22 protein-coding genes and 2 pseudogenes are annotated in these 23196 nt (G+C 40.7%); 8 read left to right on the top strand and 16 right to left on the bottom strand.

Features of this window, described 5'->3' with window-relative positions:
* Nucleotides 1-590: 590 nt before the first annotated feature.
* Nucleotides 591-1736: a M14-type cytosolic carboxypeptidase gene (locus CAN34_RS11420; protein ID WP_089555757.1), complete on the top strand. Its 1146-nt coding sequence runs from the start codon at nt 591-593 to the stop codon at nt 1734-1736.
* 34 nt (nt 1737-1770) lie between these two features.
* Here the strand turns inward: CAN34_RS11420 and CAN34_RS11425 are convergent, their stop codons facing one another.
* The 11 genes from CAN34_RS11425 to CAN34_RS11475 all read right to left on the bottom strand — a co-directional run bounded on the left by CAN34_RS11425 (nt 1771) and on the right by CAN34_RS11475 (nt 13388).
* Nucleotides 1771-2472: a DUF1003 domain-containing protein gene (locus CAN34_RS11425; protein WP_089555781.1), complete on the bottom strand. Its 702-nt coding sequence runs from the start codon at nt 2470-2472 to the stop codon at nt 1771-1773.
* 76 nt (nt 2473-2548) lie between these two features.
* Nucleotides 2549-3202 (bottom strand): cytochrome c, encoded by a 654-nt coding sequence (locus tag CAN34_RS11430; protein ID WP_089555782.1) that lies wholly within the window; start codon nt 3200-3202, stop codon nt 2549-2551.
* Nucleotides 3203-3278: 76 nt separating this feature from the next.
* Nucleotides 3279-4880 carry a flavin monoamine oxidase family protein gene (locus tag CAN34_RS11435; protein ID WP_089555758.1) on the bottom strand — a complete coding sequence of 534 codons (1602 nt, stop codon included), beginning with the start codon at nt 4878-4880 and terminating at the stop codon, nt 3279-3281.
* 109 nt (nt 4881-4989) lie between these two features.
* Complete coding sequence (locus CAN34_RS11440; protein WP_089555759.1) at nt 4990-6354, bottom strand: cytochrome c; 1365 nt, start codon at nt 6352-6354, stop codon at nt 4990-4992.
* Nucleotides 6355-6454: 100 nt separating this feature from the next.
* Nucleotides 6455-7069 carry a YceI family protein gene (locus tag CAN34_RS11445; RefSeq protein WP_089555760.1) on the bottom strand — a complete coding sequence of 205 codons (615 nt, stop codon included), beginning with the start codon at nt 7067-7069 and terminating at the stop codon, nt 6455-6457.
* 384 nt (nt 7070-7453) lie between these two features.
* Nucleotides 7454-8152, bottom strand: a complete 699-nt coding sequence (locus CAN34_RS11450) for a VIT family protein (protein ID WP_089555761.1) — start codon at nt 8150-8152, stop codon at nt 7454-7456.
* Between the two features lie 48 nt (nt 8153-8200).
* Nucleotides 8201-8935: a PAP2 family lipid A phosphatase gene (locus CAN34_RS11455; RefSeq protein WP_089555762.1), complete on the bottom strand. Its 735-nt coding sequence runs from the start codon at nt 8933-8935 to the stop codon at nt 8201-8203.
* A gap of 46 nt (nt 8936-8981) precedes the next feature.
* Entirely contained in the window at nt 8982-9425 is a 444-nt protein-coding gene (locus tag CAN34_RS11460) for a diacylglycerol kinase (RefSeq protein WP_089555763.1), read from the bottom strand.
* A 126-nt stretch (nt 9426-9551) separates the two neighbouring features.
* Nucleotides 9552-10859 carry a HAMP domain-containing sensor histidine kinase gene (locus CAN34_RS11465; protein WP_089555764.1) on the bottom strand — a complete coding sequence of 436 codons (1308 nt, stop codon included), beginning with the start codon at nt 10857-10859 and terminating at the stop codon, nt 9552-9554.
* Between the two features lie 99 nt (nt 10860-10958).
* On the bottom strand, nt 10959-11645 hold the full coding sequence (locus CAN34_RS11470) for a response regulator transcription factor (protein WP_089555765.1): 687 nt from the start codon (nt 11643-11645) through the stop codon (nt 10959-10961).
* Between the two features lie 45 nt (nt 11646-11690).
* Nucleotides 11691-13388 carry a phosphoethanolamine transferase gene (locus CAN34_RS11475; RefSeq protein ID WP_089555766.1) on the bottom strand — a complete coding sequence of 566 codons (1698 nt, stop codon included), beginning with the start codon at nt 13386-13388 and terminating at the stop codon, nt 11691-11693.
* A 153-nt stretch (nt 13389-13541) separates the two neighbouring features.
* On the opposite strand from CAN34_RS11475, the gene CAN34_RS11480 reads away from it, so the two are divergent.
* Both CAN34_RS11480 and CAN34_RS11485 read left to right on the top strand, forming a co-directional pair.
* Nucleotides 13542-14027, top strand: a complete 486-nt coding sequence (locus tag CAN34_RS11480; protein ID WP_089555767.1) for a hypothetical protein — start codon at nt 13542-13544, stop codon at nt 14025-14027.
* Between the two features lie 260 nt (nt 14028-14287).
* On the top strand, nt 14288-15283 hold the full coding sequence (locus tag CAN34_RS11485; RefSeq protein ID WP_089555768.1) for a phosphatase PAP2 family protein: 996 nt from the start codon (nt 14288-14290) through the stop codon (nt 15281-15283).
* Between the two features lie 249 nt (nt 15284-15532).
* Here CAN34_RS11485 and CAN34_RS11490 read toward each other — a convergent pair whose 3' ends face one another.
* Nucleotides 15533-16009, bottom strand: a complete 477-nt coding sequence (locus tag CAN34_RS11490) for a hypothetical protein (RefSeq protein ID WP_174668367.1) — start codon at nt 16007-16009, stop codon at nt 15533-15535.
* Between the two features lie 56 nt (nt 16010-16065).
* Nucleotides 16066-16164: pseudogene (locus CAN34_RS14545) on the bottom strand (3'-5' exonuclease); the annotation flags it as partial.
* Nucleotides 16165-16410: 246 nt separating this feature from the next.
* Here CAN34_RS14545 and CAN34_RS11500 point away from each other — a divergent pair.
* Nucleotides 16411-17514 carry an acyl-CoA dehydrogenase family protein gene (locus CAN34_RS11500; protein ID WP_089555769.1) on the top strand — a complete coding sequence of 368 codons (1104 nt, stop codon included), beginning with the start codon at nt 16411-16413 and terminating at the stop codon, nt 17512-17514.
* 194 nt (nt 17515-17708) lie between these two features.
* Here CAN34_RS11500 and CAN34_RS14270 read toward each other — a convergent pair whose 3' ends face one another.
* Complete coding sequence (locus tag CAN34_RS14270; protein ID WP_165767644.1) at nt 17709-17849, bottom strand: hypothetical protein; 141 nt, start codon at nt 17847-17849, stop codon at nt 17709-17711.
* A gap of 67 nt (nt 17850-17916) precedes the next feature.
* Here CAN34_RS14270 and CAN34_RS14675 point away from each other — a divergent pair.
* From CAN34_RS14675 to CAN34_RS11520, 4 genes and pseudogenes are all read left to right on the top strand, one after another.
* A pseudogene (locus CAN34_RS14675) lies at nt 17917-18405 on the top strand (glycosyltransferase family 2 protein); the annotation flags it as partial.
* A 71-nt stretch (nt 18406-18476) separates the two neighbouring features.
* Complete coding sequence (locus CAN34_RS11510; RefSeq protein ID WP_254423182.1) at nt 18477-19268, top strand: hypothetical protein; 792 nt, start codon at nt 18477-18479, stop codon at nt 19266-19268.
* A 37-nt stretch (nt 19269-19305) separates the two neighbouring features.
* Nucleotides 19306-19665: a hypothetical protein gene (locus tag CAN34_RS11515; RefSeq protein WP_089555771.1), complete on the top strand. Its 360-nt coding sequence runs from the start codon at nt 19306-19308 to the stop codon at nt 19663-19665.
* 472 nt (nt 19666-20137) lie between these two features.
* Nucleotides 20138-20893, top strand: coding sequence for a hypothetical protein (locus tag CAN34_RS11520; protein WP_123891917.1), 756 nt, complete (start codon nt 20138-20140; stop codon nt 20891-20893).
* 15 nt (nt 20894-20908) lie between these two features.
* On the opposite strand, the gene CAN34_RS11525 is transcribed toward CAN34_RS11520, so the two are convergent.
* A complete protein-coding gene (locus CAN34_RS11525; protein ID WP_165767645.1) occupies nt 20909-21880 on the bottom strand; it encodes a glycosyltransferase family 2 protein in 972 nt (323 codons plus the stop codon).
* A 113-nt stretch (nt 21881-21993) separates the two neighbouring features.
* The gene (locus CAN34_RS11530; RefSeq protein ID WP_089555774.1) at nt 21994-23196 is read right to left on the bottom strand and encodes a hypothetical protein; all 1203 of its coding nucleotides are present in this window, start codon (nt 23194-23196) and stop codon (nt 21994-21996) included.

Here is a 23196-nt window from a genome sequence, read left to right on the forward strand (position 1 = left end):
AAGTCCTAATGTGTGAGTTGCACTACTAAAAACACTTTCATTTGCTTTCATTATTCATGCCGATATCCGTAAGACCTCAACGTATGCAACTGAAGCATTGAGCGTCAACAATGTTTTAAATCTAAATTAGAGGGATAATATTACACTTTTTATAGCATGCTAGTTATTTTATATATCGATATAAAAGTTATCGATATATAAAATAACATAACAGCTTTATGATAACAAGCTGCAAACCCCAATACTGAATAGTCTCACCTAAGAAAAAAAGAAAGTATAAATCAATATCTTTGTGCTAGGTAGTCAATCGCCTGAAGAGGTTTATTGATATTGAGTATGATATTGGCAAAACAATCATTGGTTTGATGTTAATCTTCTAAGAGGGAAGGGCTTAACATGGATAGCTCCATAAAAAAATAATTTCTAATCATTTTTTGCTGTGCTTTTAGAAAGTATAATAGTGAGTTGTAGAAGAGGCTACAGCCAGAGAAAAACATGATATTTGATGTCGTGAAGCATAGAATAGAGATAAAATGCTCTGACTGCTACTTTTTAAAACACCATCATAAAAAACTGATTAAGGAAAGGTTATGCATATCACTGCTAATTTCGATGCAGGCAATATTGACGTTATTAATTTAGAAGATAAAAAAAATATCCAATTGGCTATTCGTCCGGACGTTGGTGGCGAGTTTTTCCAATGGTTTAACTTTCGTATAACTGGTCAGATTAGCGAGCAATATGTGCTCAATATTCTGAATGCAGGGGAAGCGGCATTTCCTGCAGGGTGGGAGAATTATCAAGCGGTTGCCTCATACGATCGTGAGTATTGGTTCCGTCTGCCCACCTCTTATCAAGACGGCAAACTCACCATAACGGCAGAGTTGGAATGTGAAACCATTCAAATTGCTTTTTTTGCCCCTTACAGTTATGAGCGTCATCAAGATTTACTAGCAGCTGTGCAAATGCACCCATTTGTGACTTTAGAGCATTTAGGCGAAACGCTTGATAAGCGCGACTTAACCTTAGTCAAAATTAATGATGGCAATAGTGATGGCGATAATAGTAAAAGCAAACGCAATATTTGGATCACTGCGCGCCAGCATCCGGGTGAGACGATGGCTGAATGGCTGGTCGATGGTCTACTGCATAGCTTGTTAGATAGTGATAATGCGACCGGTAAGTTGTTATTAGAAAAAGCGAATTTCTATATTGTACCGAATATGAACCCCGATGGCAGTGTGCGCGGTCATCTGCGTACCAATGCAGTTGGGACTAACCTAAACCGCGCATGGTCAAATCCAAGCTTAGAAACAAGCCCTGAAGTATTTCATGTCATTAATAAAATGGAAGAGACCGGTGTTGATCTATTTTATGATGTGCACGGTGATGAGGAGATACCTTTTGTATTCCTTGCCGGCTCTCAAGGTACGCCAAGTTATAACGACCGCCTCGCGCGTCTGCGGGATAGATTCTCAGAAGTGTTAAAACTGGCCAGTGCCGACTTTCAAACTGAGTTTGGTTATGACGTTGATGCGCCAGGTACAGCGAATATGACGCTCGCAACTCACTGGGTGGCTGAACGTTTCGACTGTCTTGCCAATACCTTGGAGATGCCGTTTAAAGATAACGATAATGTACCGGATGCGGATACAGGTTGGTCACCAGAGCGCGCTATTAAACTAGGAGAAGCATCGTTAATTGCGATGTTGGCGGTCGTTGATGACTTACGTTAATTAATGACTTACGTTAATTAATAACTTACTTATCCTAATGCTTTTTGCTCATTTCAGATAACAAGTCGAGTTGTATTTCTTGTATCTCAGTCAGCCTATCCCATTGATGTATGAGAAGGTGATCTAGCTTCTCATGCAGCTGTTGAATCTCAAGTTCGGCTTTTAAGTTGATTTGATAGTCATTTTCTGAGCGTAGCCTGTCTTTGGTTTCTTGTCTATTTTGGCTCATCATAATGACAGGTGCTTGAATAGCAGCGATACAGGAGAGTATTAAGTTTAATAGAATAAACGGGTACGGATCTGCAGGACGGGCGACCATTACCACGGTATTTACGATAATCCAAATGGCTAGAAAAATAGCAAAACAAATGAGAAATGACCAACTACCACCAAACGTTGCAATTTTATCTGCTAATCGTTCACCAAAAGTCCATTTTTGATCTAGGCCAGTATCAATATTTTTGGTGATGAGTTCATGCTGTTGCATACTTTTAATCAATTCAGACTCAAGATCTGTCACCTCACCCTTTCCAGACTTTAACGATGAGTGAACATACTTCATCCGATACTTGCTTAAATCTGTTTGGCAAATATAGTCTTTAGGTAGGCATTCGGGGAAATCATGTAGAATTTCTTCTGTAATAGCCTTTCGTACTGCGCCTATAGGTGTGAGGTTTTTTATAGGATAATTTTGTCCACAGGCAATACAGGGATAAAAACCATTTTTTTTATTCATTTTATTCATAGTCACACTCTTTTATGATTACCTAACTCAAGCAAGAATTTTCTAGAAAGTACCTTTTACAATAAAACTATTCACTCGGATCAGAACCCGGTGGAAAGTCATGACGGAGCTGGGCGACATTGGTCGCAGTGACGGTATCGGTAAATCTATTGAGATCACTATGCACATATTGAGTGACCGCTGCTATCTGCTCATCATTCATCATGCTATGAAAGGAGGGCATACCGCGCAGACCATTAATAACCACACTAATAATATAATATTTTGATTGCATCTTACTGTTATTGGCAAGTGGCGGATAGTAACCCGCCCCTTGTGCGCCCTTGCCATCTTGCATATGACAACCTGCACAAGAATCGTCATAGAGCTTTTTACCGCTAGTGCTAAAAAACCCCGTTTTACCTTCTAAGCTGCCTTCAAACTTGACTAGCCATTGCTGCAAGTTAACATCTTCTGCCATCGCTGGTAAGGAGCTGACATCGACGATATTGGCTTGCGGCTCTCTAAGCGCTTCTTTAGACATGTAGACTGCGCCCCACGCGCCATTATTACGACTGGCTTGATTTTCAAATACTACTTGCGAGGCTTGTAGATCAGCTAAAGTAGGGGTTGTATGAGCAGTTTGGTCTTTACTATAGCGGCTACAGCCAGATAGTGTAGTGACACTCAGCGCTACTGTGATGGTAGATATGGCAAGCAAGTTTGGTTTTATCATCTCTATGTCCACCTATAAGTTCTTTATTATTGAGTCAATATTACTTTGAAACTCAATCATTCTTAGCTAAATGTTACTGCTGCTAGCCAATACTTTTTGCTCTTTGGTGCAAGCGCTTGGCGGCATCCATACCGGATAAGATTGCCCCTTCTTGCCAAGCTGGGATATGCGAGCAGTGCTCACCTGCCAGCACGATACGGTGATCAATCGCACATAAGGTGTCGTAATATTGATCGCGACTTGACTCACTCCAAATACCATAACAGCCGAGTACCCATGGAATACGATGCCAAGCGACTGAAGTACCAGAGCGGAACTCTTTGGGATATTGTGGATGAATATATTTGCCATACTGTAGCGCCGCATCAATGCGTTGTTTGGGATTCAGACTATTAAATTTATAAGACGCCTCGCCAAACCCATAGGCACCGAGCAGCACCCCAGAGCCGGTGGTAAACATATCTTGTGAGGGGTAGGAGATTTGTGAGATGGGCATGTCGGTATAGGTGATACCGCCGTAAATCCATTCGTCTTCTTCCCAAAAGCGGCGTTTAAACTCTAAACCTACTTTATAGGAGCTGTCATAAGGGACCGCTGCCATCGCTTGTTTCATCGGTGCTGAGACATTAATATCTATTTGGGTCAATACTGATAGAGGAATAGTACAAATACACCAATCTGCGCGTACGGTTTTCGAGACGCCGTCAAGATCATTGCTATCGACATAATCGACACTCACACCGCTATCATCTTGCTTGATTTTGGTCACTTTTGCATTAAATGTAATCACATCACGGCATTCGCGAGTGAAGGCATCACCGATTTTACCCATACCGCCGACAGGCTGAAACATCGTTGGTTGATGGACGTGAATGGTATAGTTGTTATAAAGGTCTGCCCACATTCCTGAAGCCAATAGTTTATCCATTGGTATCGGCGTTGAGGGCTTAGCATCTGGCATCAGCCCGCCACCTGGATAAACACTATAGCCGCGATGTTTGCTGGTTTTATGGCTTCTGACGTAACGATAATTATTATTCAGAACGCCCCAACCCTTTAAGCCTTCTAATAGTTTCTCTTTGTCTTCTTTATTGACCGTCTTATCAAGACCACCTGTATTGACCGCTTTAGATAATAGCTCTGAGACATAACCCCGTACATCGTTTTGTACTTCGCCCAAGCGCTGCGGTGCGCCATTAAAATGATTGGTACGGTGCAGGTAGGCACGGTCATTGGTTTGAATAAAAGGCTGCAACGCCACGCCAAACTTTTTGCAATAATGAAAGACGGCATAATGATGAATAGGTAATCGCCATGGCCCACCATTAAAGTAGTTGCCTTTTTTAAAGTCACAAGTAACCTCATCGCCACCCAATTCAGTATATTTATCACCAGCGTTCAGTGTCCAACTGCGACCACCACCGCGATTTTGAAACTCAAGAACGGTCACTTTATAGCCGGCTTTACGTAGCTCATAAGCAGCAGTTAAACCAGCTAAACCTGCACCCAGAATGACGATACTTGCTCCAGCAGGCGCTCCTTTAAGATCAATCTGTTGCTTAAAGCTAGACTCTGAAGCAAACCCTAAGGTCGTCATTGCTTGATACATGGCCGTTGCTCCGGCGGTCTTACCGATCATTGCTAGTAATTGCCGTCTTGTAGGCGCTTGAAATAAGTCGTTCATTTACATATCCTTGTTATAGAGCATTTGTCCATGACAGCCAGTGTTTGCTTATTTTTATAGCACGGTATTGTTTTTACATTTCATTAACCACCCTCAAACTTATACTGCCTCATTCCATTACTTTTTTAACATCTTTAGCAGTGACGTCACTGCTTGGTAGGCCACCGAAATTGACACGCACATAATTGGTAATACTAGCAATCTGTGCATGAGTGAGCTCTTTAGCGAAGCCAGGCATTTTGGGTGCAGTATTTAATGCGCCTTTTGCACCATAAGCAATGACGTTAATCAGTGCATCTGGCTTAACACGACGAATACTGCTTAGCCCTACGATAGAGACGTAACGAGCATCGGGCTGTGCGTAACCATCGACCCCGTGACAGCTACCACAGGCAGCAAGATACAGCGATTTTGGTGAGTTGGTGGCATTGTTGTTAGCATCAGCATTATTAATACTAGCTTTTGCCTGCGCTAAATAGTCTTTTTGCTCAAGCAAATCGTAAGTAATAGAGTTACTCACTGGATTTGGCAGGCGGGCGATATTTACGGGTATTAAGTAATCATCGGTTTTAATAGCGGGGACGACTTTTAGATAAGCCGCCATCGCGCTTAAATCTTCATCGGTTAGATAACGGGTGCTATGGGCGACCGCCTCAGCCATCGGCCCACCAGCATATGCGCGTTTATCAAGCATTCCGCTACGTAGATAAGTAACGATATCTAGCTGACTCCAACGCCCGATGCCAGTATCATTATCTGGGGTGATGTTGGGTGCATACCATTTACCAAGCGGCGCACCAGATAAATACTTGTCTTTATCAAGACCTTGAGTGAGATTACGTGGGGTATGACAAGTGCCGCAATGTTCTAAGTTATTAACCAGATATTCACCGCGTTGCTGGGTTTGGGTGAGACCTAAACGGTTTTCGGTAGAAGGTACATTAATCAGATTCCAAGCCAGCATTAAGGTGCGGATATTCAATGGAAAGGGTAGTTTGGTGGTTTTTTCAGGCGGTATGTCAATGGGAGGTACGGTTTGAAAGTAAGCAAATAACGCACTAATATCCGCATCAGCCATACCATGATAAGACGGATATGGCATCGCAGGATACAGCTGATGAGTGGGCGCACGGCCTTTTTGCAGGGCTTTTTTAAAGTCAGTTTCGGTATAGTTGCCGATACCATAACGTTGAGAGGGCGTGATATTGGTTGAGTAAATGTTACCAATAGGGGTTTCAATCGCGACGCCGCCGCTATAGTCTTCGCGATGACAAGCCATACAGTCGCCAGTACGGGCAATATAGGCACCGCGATTGGCCAAATCACTATTCATTGGACTTACATTGGGTAAGCTGATAGCTGGACTGAGATTAGGCAAGGTCGTCGCATTAGGTAGGCGTGCGCCATCAGCCATGACAGCGCTGGAAGCCATACTAAGTACAAGTGCTGATGACAGCATGGAAATTGGCTTCATAATATCCTCACAAGGCTGGCAAAAACTAATGTTCAATCATTTTGGCTATGACTCTATTACACGTTGAATTACATGCTGATGATTTATTGAACCTAAAAAATTACTGTTTAGCAGCTTCGATCTGAATATTTAAAGTCAAATTTTTAGTCATGCCGAATAAGACATATTTTTTGATATTCCACTGAGTACGGTCAATGGTGGCGGTAAAATTGCCTCCACAGGCGTTCTTCTTAAGTGGGGAGCTCAAGTAGCAATTAAATTTGGTCGCCAGTAAACTAATAGGATGGGTCTGACCGTTTAAAGTTAGTTTGCCATCTACTCGTGTGACCTTTGGATTTTCTTTATCAGAGGTAAAGTGCCATTTGGTAGATTCAAAATGAGCCAATGGAAACTGTTCCATATTAAAAAAATCAGGGCCCATCAGTTTAAGATTAAACACTTTATTGCCGGTATTTAAAGATTTTATGGGAATAATAAGAGAGATGTCGCCCGTTTTTGCGCTCGGATCATACTGTAGTAGTCCCGTTACATTATAGAAGCCGCCAGTGGTGGCAGAGGTTTTGAGGTGGTCAATAGCGAAGCGTACGTTGGAATTGTCAGGCTCAATTTTATAGGTGGCTGCGTGACTGCTAGCCATACAACTTGCAAGCAATAATAGCGTCCCTAATAACTGGCAGTAACGTAATACTGCTGGGTCAAATAAAAGCTGACTCATAACAACATTCCTTTGTTGTGTGATCTTACTTATGACACGCTTTTTAAAACTTTACTAGCATTGTTTTATTTAGATGAAGGCTTTAAGATTAATACAAAGATTGTTATAACCAGCAGATAAAAAGGTATATTTTTAATTAAATGTTATTCATATAACGTCGGGCAGACAACCGACGTTTTATAAATCAAGCAATAATGATGACCAACACTCATTCGCTTATTTGACTGATTGTAATACCTTGCTAAATAACGAATGTAATTTTCTCAATCATGAGCCAATACACCACACATTTCTACCTCTATCATCATAACTTAGCTTGACGTTAAGATAGCGTTAAGATGCTGGCTAATGTGATAGATAATGTTTTTAAAGATAGATTAGGCTCTAAACCGCCACACCAAATAATCGTCCAATTAATGATGTTGCAACCATTGCTAAGACGCCCCAAACCACCACTCGAGCCGTCGCTGGGATAACTGGCGCGCCGCCCAAGCGTGCTGATATTATTCCAAGTAGCGCTAAGCCTACTATAGTTAACGAAGCCAGTGACCAAACCAGCGTTTGCGCTGGCAACAGTAGAATACCAATAATCGGTAATATCGCACCAACAATGAATGATAATCCTGAAGCGACTGAGGCATGAATGGGCTTAGCTTGACTAAGATCTGTCAAACCAATCTCATCTCGGGCGTGTGCCTCAAGCGCATCATGCTCAGTCAAAGCTACAGCAACTTGATGCGCTAAGACATGATCAAGCCCACGTGTTTCATAAATTTTAGTCAGCTCAAAAAGCTCACGCTCAGCATTATGAGTCAGTTCATGTAATTCTTTATCTAGATCCGCTTTCTCGGTATCCGCTTGTGACGATACTGAAATATACTCACCAGCAGCCATTGATAAAGCACCTGCTGTCAATGCTGCCATGCCTGTTAATAGCAATGTCTGACTACTGGGACTAGCTGATGCGACACCAACTAATAAACTGGACGTAGAAATTAAGCCATCATTTGCGCCAAGTACTGCCGCTCTTAACCAATGATTGCGGTTACTTAAATGCGCTTCGTCATGAATAGAATGGTGCATAGATACCCTCAAACGATTTAGACATAAATTGGAATGTAGCAGTGTAGCCTATAATGTTACACCCTTAGTTGCAGCTTTTTTGAAAAGAACACTTGCGAGTGCGCAAGCTAGCGTCCATGACAGCAGCATCGATACTAAAGTATGACTAAAAAAGTGGTCGCCAAAGAGCATTTTATATAGTCCCATCGTCCATCCTAAGATAGTGACTATTGCAAAAACTTTATAGCGATGTTTTTGTAGTGTCGGTAGAAATGCCAATCCATATAAAGAAAACCCTGCGCTGGCATGAGCCGCTGGAAAGCATTTGGCTGGTGTCATGGCTACGATGTTTTGCCAGAGGTTAAGATAGGGTAGATCGCCATTGAATAGAGACAAATTATTTGGGCAACTAACGTGGGTGAAGCTCTTGAGCGTGGCGATAACTGTAGGCACCATAATGATAGTGATTAGCAGATAGCTTAGCTCTCGGCTAGACAGGGCTGTGATTCCTTTAACAAATAATGGCTTAGAAATTTTGATATTAGAATATCGGCTTTGCCAAAACCGTAAAGTTAATGTTGTTATTAAGTAGATGCCTAATAAGATTAGTAATAATTTAGGAAAATCATAAAAGATAAATGCATAAGGCTGTGCGCCTTTTTCAAGTAGCCAATGTCCATTTGCATAGAAAAGCTCACTAATACGAACATCAAACTGATTGTGTTCGAAAGTCAGTGTCGCAATGATGGTTAAGCACAGCAGTTTAAGCCATAACCAATCAGTGGAATTTTTTGCTAGAGTCATTGCGTCACCTTTTAACATATATTAAGTCAAAATATCCAAGTATTGCTCAATATAAAAGGTTCAATAACGCCATTACCCATAAGATAAACAAAACTAATAACGCCAAAAATTGCGCAGCAGAACCCACGTCTTTGGCTATCTTTGCTAGAGGATGTTTTAGGGTTGAGGTATGGTCGACACTGGCTTCGATACCCGTATTAATTAGCTCAACGATAAGCGATAAAAAAGAGGCGAATATCAGCATCATTTTTATGCTGATGTTAAAAGGGATAAATACAATGACAACGAACAAGACAAAATTAAGCCATAGCACCTGTCTAAAGGCGGCTTCGTGTTGGTAAGCGGCTTTAAAACCATCTAGAGAATAACCAGCGGCTTTAACAATACGAGAAAGACCTTTATTTCCTTTGGCCTTATTCGCATAGCTATCGGGTGCAAGCAGCTGAGTAGCTATGGCTTGGTTTTTTGGTTCAGAGTTGACTGTATTCATATTGAATTCTTAATATTCATTGTCTTATAAAATATTATAAGACAGTGAATATTAAGAAAACGTTAAGACAGTTAAGAACATATTGATTTGTTGATGTATGAAATATAGTAAAGACTCATATATATATTATTTATTATAATAAATACTAAACGTACTACCACCGGTTTTATTCGCTTGGTGGATTAACTGCCAGTCCATATGAGTCATGATACGTTGCACAATACTAAGACCCAAACCGCTACCTTCTACCTGATCGCCTGTATTTACCTCATTTAGACGCTCAAACCTCTCATAGAGTAGTGGCATCATAGCCTCAGGAACACCAAGACCTGTATCAGATACTGTTATTTTTTTGGCATCAATAGTCACGATTACTTCACCATCATCGGTGTACTGAAAGGCGTTTTTTATTAAGTTTCCCAATGCCATTTTTAGCAGTTCAGGTCTTACATAAGCCACATAATCTTCATCAGCGACTACTTTGCAATTTACCGGTTTATGGCGGAGCAAATATTTTAAGCGTGACACTTCATTAAGGGCGATGGTGTTGATAGACGTTTGCGGTGTGTCCAGTTGCTCAGGAGCGCGCGATAAGAGTAATAAGGCGCTGATAATTTCAGAGGTTTCTTTAGCGGTAGTGCTAATACGGTTGGCGAATTCGCTCAAGCGACTGTTGTCTTCAAGTTGTGAGGCTAATACCTCAGATGCGCCCATGATAATGGTCAACGGTGTGCGCAACTCATGACTGACATCTCCTGTGAATAGTTGCTCGCGTTTTAGATATTGCTCTAGTTTATGATTTTTTTCATCAATTGCCCTCGCTAACACCCCAACTTCTGACGGTAGATGGGTTAATTCGGTTAAGTTTTGATGATCTGTTTCCACTGCTTGCTTTAGATCTAATAGTGGCTTGGTGATCTGCTTAGCAGATAAATGTGAAAATATGGCGGCGATTAGCAAACTCAAAACGACCGCAATTTTTAGTGCATCCGCAAATATATCTTCTAGATGCTCAAATATTGCCAAAACAGGATAGTTTTCCATCACCATTTCGTCGTCTTCTAAATAGGTCAAAATATAAGCTTGTTTATCTTGTTGATAGGCGAAAAAGTGTAAATTGGTCTCAAAATTGCCAGCTTGATTATTTACCATCACTGGTATTTCTTGTACTGTTTCGGTCGCTAAAGCCTGTAAGTTTGCTGGTGCCATATCGTAGTGATAAATTTTAATACCCGGATTGGCAGTATAAACCGTCTGCTTACCTTCTTTTTCTTGACTAAGCTCTAACTGTTGTAGAAGACGAGCTTTGACTAACTCTTGCTCTATTCTGACTTCAGCATACATAAAAATACTGACGAAAGTTGTGCAAAGCAGCAAGGCAAATAAGAAATAGGAGATGCGAAACTTATTAGCGATTGAGTCTATATTGAACATGGCATTTACTTAGCAGTGTAGGGCAGTAGATAGAGTGAGAATAAATACAGATACGATTCCTCATTATAGCGTTTCGTATTTAAATCTTATTATGAAGCTTTACACCTTGTCTGGATTAATAATTTGGTAACCAACACCAGGCATCGTTACTATCATAGTTTTATCGAACGGTTTATCAACTTGTGCACGCACACTATGCAAATGGGTGCGAAGGGCATCACTACTTGGCACATCCTGTCCCCATACTTTTTCCTCAAGCTCGGTTTTACTAACGACCCGAGGCGAGGCACTCATTAAGGTATGTAAGATTTTGAACCCTGTTGGGGTGAGTTTTAGCAGTTTATTTTCTCGTTCGATGCTATGTTCCTCAGTATTTAAAGACAGCTTACCAACTTCAATACTGTGCTGAAAATGTTCATCCTGATGGCGGCGTATCAGCGCTTTGATACGTGCTTCCAATTCAACCAATGAGAAAGGCTTGACCAAATAATCATCAGCACCGCTATCAAATCCTGCTACTTTATCCAAAACAGTATCACGCGCAGTCAGCATTAATACAGGTGTCTTATCATGCAGCTCTTCTCTGAGCGTTTTGCACAGTTTGGTACCGTCCATACCAGGAAGCATCACGTCTAACAGTATAACGTCGTAACGATTACTTGCTGCCAGTGCCAAGCCACTAAGTCCATTATGGGCATTATCCAGCACAAAGCCCTTTGGTTCAAAAAAAGCATAGATATTTGCCACGATATCAGGATTGTCTTCAATGATAAGTATTTTATACATAATGGCTACTACTCTATAAAAAGCGTGAGGCGGATAAAAAGTAATTTAATGGGTAGTCTGGAAAAAAGTAGGTTCTGACGCCACTTCTTTAGTCGTAATATTAAAGAAGCTTAGCAGGGTTGGCGTAATAAAGTCATGCGAAACTGGCTGCTTGATCATACTAGAGAGGCTATTGTTATCGATGCTGTTGCTACTAGGAGACCAGATAATGACTGGTACCTGCTTTTGAGCATTTGGTGCAATACCGTACGGTAGACCATGTAAATACACATTGTTTTCACCCAAACTTTCTCCATGATCACTAATATATACCATCACCACATCATAGTCTTGCTCGTAGGGTTTTAGCGTATCTATGACGGCATTTAAGAAGTAGTCGGTATAGCGAATTGCATTGTCATAACCGTTAATAACTGACTGATCATCACATTTGGATAGCTCATTGGTCATACAGACTGGCTTATATTCTTCAAACTCTTTGGGGTAGCGCTTGTAATAAGCAGGACCATGATTGCCCATTTGATGTAGTAAAATCAGGGTATCTTGTGGCTTAGCAGCTTTTTTGACCAACTTATCAAAATCATTAAGCATGCCAATATCGCGACACTCAACATCACAATTTGGATTTACCTCAGGCGTTTTATAATCTTCAACAGTCACGCGGTCTGCCACGCCTTTAGAGCTAGAGTTATTATCCCGCCAAATGACATTGACGCCTTGCTTATTGAGCGTATCTAGCACGTTTTCATTATACTCCGCAGTATCAACGTCGTAGTTTTCTCTATTAGAGTAACTAAACATACAAGGTACTGAATAAGCGGTAGAGGTGCCGCAAGAAGTCGCATTTTTGAAGCTATAAATATCTGGCTGGCTGGCAAGCAGTGGCATCGTATCGCGCTTATAGCCATTTAAGCCAATATGGTCAGCGCGAACCGTTTCACCGACTACGAATACCATCAGCTTAGGTTTTACATTGCCAACTGTACTTGTTCGCTTAGCATCTACAGCGTGAGCAATCATCGTATCAGGGCGACGCAATTCATCGACATAATCAGTAGCGAGTTTGATGACTGAGTAAATGGGCGTAATGGGATTGGTATAACTACGCACCATTTTATGCTGACGAAAGAAGCTGGCGTACTGATCCCCAAATGGCAACAAGCAGACTGCTATTATTGCAATAGACATTATCAAGGTAATTGCCTTTTGCACGATTGAGCGACCTATAGACAAACGCTTTATTCGCAGCTTACTGATAATAAAAGCTGGTAACGCACCCAATAGCAGCAGTCGAATAACAAAGCTTGGCGCCATCAAACCCATCGCTTCTGCTTGGTCAGTCTGCAAGCTATTAACCAACATACCGCTATCAAATATCGTTCCATAAGCATCGGTAAAATAACCACATATTGCCGCAATAATGAGCATTATGATTAGCACAGGTTTTGCTATCGGGCGGTAGCATAATAGCTGAAACAATAACCACATCAGCCCAAACAGTAAGCCAGTAAGAGAGATAATAAAGCCAATATTGTCAGCAAACGGATATATAGCCAATACTTGCTTAAAGAAACCTATATTTGCCGTAGCAACGAGATATAGTACAACGACGGTAATCAAGTAAGCAAGATTGACCTCACGGTTATAGAATTTTCTTTTCTTGGTCGTTACAGTATTATTTTTAGCAAGGCTTATATCATTGTTTTCTGCAACGGCTGGCTCAGTAACTAAGTGTTTTGACATACACGGACTTCTTAATAGAATGAGAGAGGACTGTATTCGCTAAAATAGCATGTACTGCGTTAAGAAGATGTTAAGAAGACTGAATAAAATGCGTGATTGGTAACGAATTTTATATGGTAATTGATACTTTAAAGACTAATAAAGGCTGCTCACATGACTACTAAACAACTGCTTATTATTTTGCCTATACTATTAGGTTCTGTTAATGCAATGGCGATGGTCGCTGAAGTGGAGGGCGATACGATGTGCACCACAGTGTCGTTGGCCAGTCAAAAAGTGCTGACAAAAACGTCCTGTAGCTTTGAAGGTAACACGGGCGCTAGTATGGTTTACTTTGTTCAGCAGCTTAATTTTACAGTAGCCTCTAATAAAACAGTCTCAACGATCAATAATGCTAGTTTTAGATTTGGTGATAATGGAGAAACGCTTGATCTAGAAGAAACTATCAGTATCAATGATAAGCCGGCAGAGATCATAAAACTTAACTCACACACTCTGAAGAAGTTGACTAAAATTGAAATGGACAATCTTCATAAAAAGAAGGTTCCTGATTTCTCCAAGGTTTTACATTGCTTTAAACCTATCAAAGATAACACCGCTTTTTGTATTCCTTATAGCGTAATCTATGGCATGGCTTAATTTATAGCATGTCTTAGGCCAATACATTTGAGATGGATTGGTAAGCTGCGTCTATCGTTTATACTGGCCTAAAAACTCTATAGCCAGTCCTAAATAAAATAAGGTCAAATATTATAACGCGCTACTGGTATAAATTTTCCTTGCTTGCTGTGCCTGCGCAGACAGAGGCAGCGCAAAACTTATCCCAGTAGCACTGTGTTTTTTGATAGTGGATCGACTATATATCTACAAAAACTGTCGCTAAAAGAGGCTTCTTGTTCATGTTCACTGTCATTCAAACCAACCAGCAGTTAGTTATCTTAAGTGGTTTGGTTCTATTAGTGATTATTTTTTTATGGATTCTGCAATACTGCGTTATTCATTATGGCAAGAAATTACTTGCTCACGTAATGCGTTATTGGCTGTCATTTGAAAAATCTGTTGGGCTAAGCAAACGACTGATTGTATTAAAAAATGATTACCCAAAACTATATCATTTGTTTTGGCAAAGACTTCATATCCAGCATTTTTATGGCTTACCTCTGACGTTTCTATTGCTAGTCATGGGCTATACGTTGGCGTTGTTTCTTGGATTGGTTGAAGATGTCGTCACGTCAGACACTATCGTGGCAATAGACTACTTTGTGTCACACCAGATGAGTACGCTGAGCGAATCATCAGTCGTAAATTTCTTTATTTTCATTACCAGTTTGGGCTCTACGCCCATTACATGCTTAGTGGTGCTTTTAACCTGTGTATTCTGCTGGGTGATTCGCCAACGCTATATAGTCATTGGCTTACTAATAGCCGCTTTAGGCAGTACGGTATTTACCTTCCTCAGTAAACTGTTGTTTCAGCGCGACCGACCAGCAGATATTTTACTGTTTGAACAGACAAACTCCTTCCCAAGTGGACATGCGACGATTACGGTTGCTTTATATGGGTTCATTGCTTACATGGCTATTCGTTTTAGCCACAATTTTATTCGACAAGTCCGTATAGCGGTGATTGCCGTCTTTTTCGCTATAATGATAGGGTTAAGCAGAATCGTGTTGAATGAGCATTACTTGAGTGATGTACTAGGAGGGTATTTAGTAGGTGCGTTATGGCTGACGCTAGCGATTAGCGTGACAGAATGGCTGAGCATGAGGAGTAAAATTAATTGGCAAATAGACTGGTTAAGCGCTCATACTCATCTTGTTTGGCTCAGTGTTGTTTGTGTGCTGATTGGCACATTGATATATGCGGGAGTCTATCAATTTCCGCTTTTATTCTAAGCAGAATAAAGAGATAGTCAATAGTGAGCAGCCCGGAGATTGCCTCAGACCCGCTTTCTTGAGAGAAGGTTTCGATGATAAAAGCAAAATATCCTCCTGATATCTGCTGATAAGCGTGATTCCTTGGGCATATTGATTGTGTGCTTATTAACTCAAGCAAAAATAGGGACACTACCTATACTCTGTTAATAAGAAAGCCACTTTCATTGAATGAAAGTGGCTTTTTTTATCTGTTTTATTAAAAAATATTTAGTTAGGATAGTCGGCAATTGGCCCTGTAGCTGGCAGCGTTACCCAAGTGCCTTCGTTTAGATGATTAGCGCGATTCGCAGGCTGAGTATAAAAATTCAATGGTGCTTCAGGTAACTTCAACAGCGCCACAGAATCCTGTGCAGTTTCTGTAATAGGTAGACCATATAGCGCGAACATTGCCTTTAAGTCATAGCCGATGATTTTAGAACTGAGTACATACAGCATATCTGGACGACTTAGGTTTTTCTGATTAAACGCACCTAAACCCAGTTTATTTTTTTCAGCTTGACTGGCTTTAGATAAATCAATCTGATTATACAGACGCTGTGAGGTATTCAATAAACGCATAAACTCAAGCACACCTTGCAGATCTGGTTTGGCTTTACCTTGATGTAATTTGGTGTAGTTGTGCGCCAATTGCATATGAACCGCTTGCTTAGCATTGTCACTGCCTCGCCATAAGCGTTTTTCCATATCTGCCCGCAGTGCTTCACCCGTTAAATTAATGTTACGACTGCCTTTAATGTGGCTAAATCTGCAATAGCCTCACCCTTATGTTTACCAAAGCTTAAATGCGTCGGTACACGTGCCATTTCACTAAACTCATATAGGCTCTCTACATCACTTATTTAATGACCCTGACTATTGGCCAAATCAATCAAACTATCAAGCACCAGCTCAGTTAAGTAAATGTCAGTAATGTCAGTAATGGCAGCATGTGCGTTCTTTGCTTGAGCTCGGGCTATATCTCGGTGAAAGTAGTAGAGAAGGGACACTAGTTTATGGCTCTCCAATGTAGGAGGAAGATTATTAGCCATAGGCTGCGTAACTAAAACCTCCCAAGTTTGTTTCTACGGTTTTGACGGCAGGGGTCAATGCTGCACGAGAGTGCTTTAAAGCTGTTTAAAAGTTGGGAGCAACACGATGAAAAATGGCGTGAAAGCGGCATGCTTGATCGCGAGGCTTGGTTAGAAGCTGGTGAAATGGGTTTTTTATGTGCTTCTATGCCAGAAGAGTATGGCGGGGCAGGCGGTGATTTTCGTCACGAAACGGCGCTCATTTACGCGCAAGCTGAAGCTAACATGTCAGGCTTTGGTGGGTCTTTGCACTCTGGTATCGTTGCACCTTATATCCTGCATCACGGTACTGAAGAGCAAAAGCAGAGATGGTTACCGAAAATGGCGACTGGTGAGCTAATCGGTGCTATAGCTATGACTGAACCTGGTACTGGCTCGGATCTACAAAACATCAAGACGTATGCGACAAAAGAAGGTGATGATTATATTATCAATGGCTCAAAGACCTTTATCACTAACGGTCAATTGGGTAATTTGATTATAGTTGCCTGTAAGACTACTAGAGACGAAGGCGCAAAAGGCGTTTCGTTAATAGTCGTTGAGACTGATAACTCCCCAGGGTTTGAGCGTGGTAATAAACTCAAAAAACTCGGTATGGCGTCACAAGATACCTCTGAGCTGTTCTTCAATAACATGCGTGTTCCACAAAAGAATCTATTGGGTACAGTGGAAGGTATGGGTTTTATGCAGCTAATGCAGGAATTACCGCAAGAACGTCTGTTAGTCGCCCTAGCAGGGGTGGGTGCTATGAAATTAGCTCTTGATTTGACTATTGACTACACTAAAGAACGTACTGCCTTTGGTAAACCAGTATGGGGCTTTCAAAATACGCGCTTCAAATTAGCCGAATGTAATAGTCATTATATTGCTTCGAGTGCGCTATGTGATGCCGCTATCGAAGCACTGCTTAAAAAAGAGCTTACCGTTCAACATGCTGCCTTAATCAAATACTGGGTGACTGAGAAGCAATGCATTGTGATGGATGAATGCGTTCAGTTATTCGGCGGTTACGGCTATATGATGGAATATCCTATCGCTCGACTATATGCCGATGCACGGGTACAAAAAATTTATGGCGGCACCAATGAGATTATGAAAGAGTTGGCGTCACGGTTTATGTAACTTTCAAACCCCAGTATCGACAACATTACTTGAATAAAATACCAAATGAAAAAAGGTTGCTAACACTATATATAATATAGTGTTAGCAACCTTTTTTACGGCCGACGAGATTGAATCAGTAACTAAATTTATTCAACATAGTAATAACCATACCCCTTCAATAACGAGGTGATTGATACCTAAGAAATTATAAATTAGCCTGTTATGAGAAGAAGATATTTAGCCATCGCATTGGTACAATTTAACTTAGGATCATCAGTCACGCCAGCAACTTTAAGAGCACCTATATCAAAATCAATATTTTGACCAATCAAGTTCTCAACACTGTTAGGCATTCTAAAATCGGTATTAGGTAGCTAATTCGCAACATCTTCATCACATATATGTGATATCGCTATGTGCTGTGACTATCAATGTGTGGGGCAAGTTAGAGATATCGGCATTCGTCATGCGATCGCAAATGGGGCGACCTGGCTTGCCTGTACAGACGCCGATTCAGTTGTGGCTGTGGATTGGTTGGTACAGCAAATTGCACATATTAGCCACCAGCCGATTGATATGATTTGCGGCGTGGTGGACGTTGATAGCTGAGCACATTTGACACCGCAAACTCGAAAATATTATATCGATCATTACCAAGATAGGATGGGACATCATCATATTCATGGGGCAAATTTAAGTTTTAGTAGTGACGCTTATGTTGCTGTGGGTGGCTTCGCTCATATAGCTTGTCATGAAGATGTGGATTTGGTTAGAAGATTTGAAGCTCAAAGCTATGCCATTACTTGGAGCAATCGTGTCCGTGTAATGACCAGTAGTCGGTTGCAAGCTCGGGCAACCGAAGGTTTTGCAGCATTTCTAAACAATTTAGAACAAAACAATCCACATTAAGATACGCAATATAAGATTGTACTGACTTATTATTGAGTGTGGATATATTTTAATAATAAGGATTATAAATCATGTCAAGTAAGCCTACTAGTAACGATAACATTAAGAATGCTTTAGAGTCTTTTGAGAATACAACAGAAGCGCCTTCAAATGATGGGGTAACGGGTGTTGAGGTCTTAAAAGGCGATACAGTAATGTATGAAGATGGTGACTTTGAAGATTACAATGCGGAAAAACAGGCTGAATCTAACAAAGACGATGAATCTAACAAAGACGATGAATCTAACAAAGACGATGAATCTAACAAAGACGATGAATCTAGCAAAGATGATGAATCTAACAAAGACGATGAATCTAACAAAGACGATGAATCTAACAAAGGTGATGAATCTAACAAAGATGATGAATCTAGCAAAGATGATAAATCTAACAAAGATGATAAATCTAACAAAGATGATAAGCATGGTATGACGATAGCCAATATCTACCAATGGGCGTCTAAACTTAAGGATGATTTTATCTCTGATAAAGAGGGGAAATCTGATTCTAATGATAAAGAGACATCTAGTAAATCTGATCAAGATGACAAGCACAGTGCAACAATAGCCAATATCTACCAATGGGCGTCTAAGCTTAAAGATGATTTTACCTCTGAAGCCTTTAGTATGACGCATGAAGTTTCTGAAAAGGCGGTTGCTATGATGCTTAATAGGCTTTTGGACGCTGCAGAGGCTGAGCTAAAAACCTTTGATAAGAACGCAGAAGACTCTAAAGAGCCAGTGCCCAATGCCACAGAGGAACGTAGTAAGATTACTGATAAAAAAGATAAATACCAAAGTATGATTGACCAACTACGAAGCTAATTGGCACGCTTACTTCAATTTACCTAAGGACGTTGACATGAAGAGAATAGAGTTAAACGCATCATTACGTACAGGTCTTCTAATAGCGTCCTTAGCCGCTATTATGAGCATGAGTGCTTGTAGTAGTGAAAAAGAAGATACTAATGGCCAATCAGGTGATGGCATAGAAACAAATCAAGGTTCAGAAGTTACAGGTACAGCCTCACAAGAAGGTACGCCGTCACCGACAAACGATACTAATATGGATGCCGCCGCAGATTCTACTACTAATTCTAGTGATGGAACTGGAACAACGAATCAGTCAGGGTCTACAGATGGTATGGGTAATGATGAGTTAGATGACCATACTGACGAAAACCCGAACTTAGATCAAACAGCGGCTGAAGGGCTGCAGTAGAACTCTAAATGCTCGCAAAAAGATGGCGAAACTTATAAAAAAAGTGAGTACGCTGTCTATGTTTTTCACAAGTATTTGATAGGAAATTAATTGGTGATTTAAACGATTAGGGCCAGTGATCCAATGTTAGGTGTTTAAATAAAATGCCTAGCATTGGATTTTTTATTGTCTTTTGATTGGTTATTGCTTATTCTTCCGTCAGGGAATAAAAAGCAGTTATGCAGCTTTTTATGAAAACCTCATGCTAATAGGTCTAACAGTATTTTTGTGTCTTCAAATCAGTGATTTTGCTGTCGGAATAGATCATATTGATTACAGGAATTATTTTTAATACTCATATTTTTAGTATGTAATCTTTTCGTCAATGAGTATAAATGAGATTGTATCAAAGTCTATTCAACAAGCTGACATAGTTAAAACGCATGATTCAATACTTGAAAAAAGTATTTCGTTATCAGGTGGGAGTGAATGCGTGTCTAATAAAATAAGTAAAGAAGAAGCTGCCTTTGCAAGTTTGCCACTTAATATTCAAAATGCATTGGAGCAGAAAAATAGAATAGTGTTTATCGCCAATAATCCATCCATTAATACCGCGCAACTTGAGCAGCTGTTGCAACCTGATGATGTTTTAGTATTGTTTAATCATTTCATACACGCTGATTTTTTTGCTAATCATCTGTTAATTAGTAAATTGCCTAAATTATTATTTTTTCGGCAGATTGGCGACAGTAAACTGCATTTTGGCTTACCACCAAGAAGTAATAATGTAGCTGTAATGAAGAGAATGGTAAAGGCTGCACCATTAGGTATATTGCTGAGCAATCAGCCTTATCAGTTTCCGTTACCAAGTGAGGATCCGAACCCTGATGATGATCCTATTACTTCTGACCGAATACTCATTATTCCACCAGTAGTGCAAGAGTTATTGCAGAACGATAGCTACCATAGAGTATTGTCCGAGCGTCATCCGGTCGTTGCTGACTATCCTTACTTTGGTGATATTCATTCATCAGCACCGTCGTCCGGGTTTTTGTTATATCGATTGCTATTAGCCGCTCGAGAACATTTACAGTTGGTGCAAGAATCAGATCTGCCACTACGACTATTAATGATAGGTTTTAATGATAATGACAAGACTGCTCATTTTTGGCACGGGCATAACTGGAGTTTTGAGCGCCGCGAAATGAGCGCGCCGCCGCAAGAAGTAGAGGTTATTCGTCAGTATTAAACATTAACTAGAAATTTAAACATAGGGTGCATTAGGGCAGTGTGCTTGCTTTATCTCATGAGTGCTAGGTTTTCGTAACACAACTATCGGCGTCGACTGTACCGCTGTCCAACGAATAAGTCCCATATTTGAAAATTGCTTAAGCCATCCCTCCATTGGCCAGTGCTGCCATTTCTCATAAAAGCGATTGGCATTGATGATAATGCTATCTAGATGATTAAGAGGTGGCCGATAGACGCTATGCTGCTGATGGTAAACAATGTCAGCCGTGAGATAAAAGTCGATATCTAATTTTCGCGCAGTAAAAGAAAAGTCAGTATCTTCGGCTCCATAACCGATGTATTGAGTATCAAACCCACCTATCTGCTCAAACTGTTGGCGTTTAATCGCAAAGCATAAACTCCAAAACGCACCGTAATCATCGGTCTGCTCAATAACCGTCTGCTTTATTGATGTGGCAGTGTAGTCGACCTCATTGAAATTATAACGATAAGGGTTATAGACAGACAGTGCATTTAAAAAGCAGGGGGTTAGCGTGCCACTTTGTAACTCTAAGCCTTCTTTAACTGATAAAGGTCGCGTGAGATAGCGCGGTTGACCCATGAGTAAGGAGTCAGGATATTTTTGCAACTTAGCGCTTAATTGCTCAATAAACGTCGGCGCTACTATACAATCAACATCTAAAAATATAAGCGTGTCATGAGTGGCGAGCGCTGCGCCAATATTACGATTGTGCCCAATATCAAATTTAGTTGTATCTGATTTATTGGACGATGCTTCAATGGTGGTGGGAATTCTTATGATATTTAAAGAAAATTCAGCTAACCGCTTTGGGTCAGTGTCGTCATTGACAATGATGACTTCATCGGGCTGGACGCTACCGTTCATAAGGCTGCTGAGGAGATTATAAAGATGGCGATTGCGCCCATAACAAGTGGTGATAACCGTTACTGGTACATAGTCAGAAATAGTTTGAACAGTAGACATGGGTTTTATGCTCATCAGTCGTCATCGCCTCTTTTATTATTTTACTTTTTTCAGGATGCGTTTAATATTATTGAGAGTTTGTTTAAGAGCACTGTTTATTATTATTGAAGTTATTAGTAGTCAGGATTCAACTCAAGCTTAGGGAGTAACCACTTTTCGAACCAAGCTTTAGTCGTTGGATATTCAGCCGTACTATCCATAAATTCTTGGGCAGCAGTTAAACAGTCTTTGTTGCGATTTACGTTACTAGACTTCGAAGTTGACTTGGTCTGTGCTTTATTTGCCGATAGTCCATTCGGGTTAGTATGAGTTTGTTTATGAGACAGCAAGGTTTTAAATTGCTGCCAGCTCAATGCGCGTTCTTGGTCTATTAATGCTTGCGCCATCACTTCTTGCTCTTGATGCGGGCGGTCATCAGGTAGAACCACAAGTGGCGTAGCATAATCATAGACTTGCGCAACTGCGTTCAAACCACAGGCCATCAGTAGATAATCACTATGTTGTATAAATGGTGTGACATCATTCACTTGCGCAGCAATATCAACGTGACAGCGCATGTTATCGTTTATAGGACCAAGTGATATGATAAAGGCGCTGGGTAATAGACGACGCAACTCGGGTAATTTCATATCAATGGCCTCATGTCCACCGTAGCCCTTAATAACAGTAATGATAGTGGACGTATCTTCTTCCCAGTCTTTTAGATTTGAAGTATTTAACTTCGCCAGTATTTCTATAAACTCACGATAAGTCAGCTCTTTTTGTTGCGCCGTATTAATAAAATCAAGGTATAGCGTTTTTTTACCTACCCATTCGGGCGTCATAGTAGCCTCTAGTAGACGAGGATAAGGCGCTAGTAAAGCAAGAGCGCCAGCAAAGGCATTGAGATGCGGGGTATCATCGCGAATACCAGGAAGTCTGATATAAAGATAAGGAATGCTAGCAGCTCGGCACAGCATCGCCACTTCAACACTCACATCGATAATCATCAAATCAATGTGATGCTGATAAATTGTATCTAATATTTGATGGCTACGCTTTTGAATATTGCTATTACCGACAGGCGAATAATGGAGGCTAGCTGGTTGCCAATGTTCTCCTGCGCGACCTTTTAGCACATCATCTGCACACTCATCCTCTGCTTGTAGCCTTATAATTTGCTGCTCATCGAGACAGGAAAAAGCATAATCGTCTAGGCTTAAGCTCGTAAATACTATTAATTGTCTTTTTGCATCTACCGGTAATAGCGCCGCAAGTTTATCAATTTGACGGCAGTGTCCTGAGCCGTGATGATGTGCGTAATAGCCAAGACGCAT

Origin of the sequence: Psychrobacter sp. DAB_AL32B (assembly GCF_002224105.1) — a bacterium.
In the GTDB taxonomy this organism is placed as follows: domain Bacteria; phylum Pseudomonadota; class Gammaproteobacteria; order Pseudomonadales; family Moraxellaceae; genus Psychrobacter.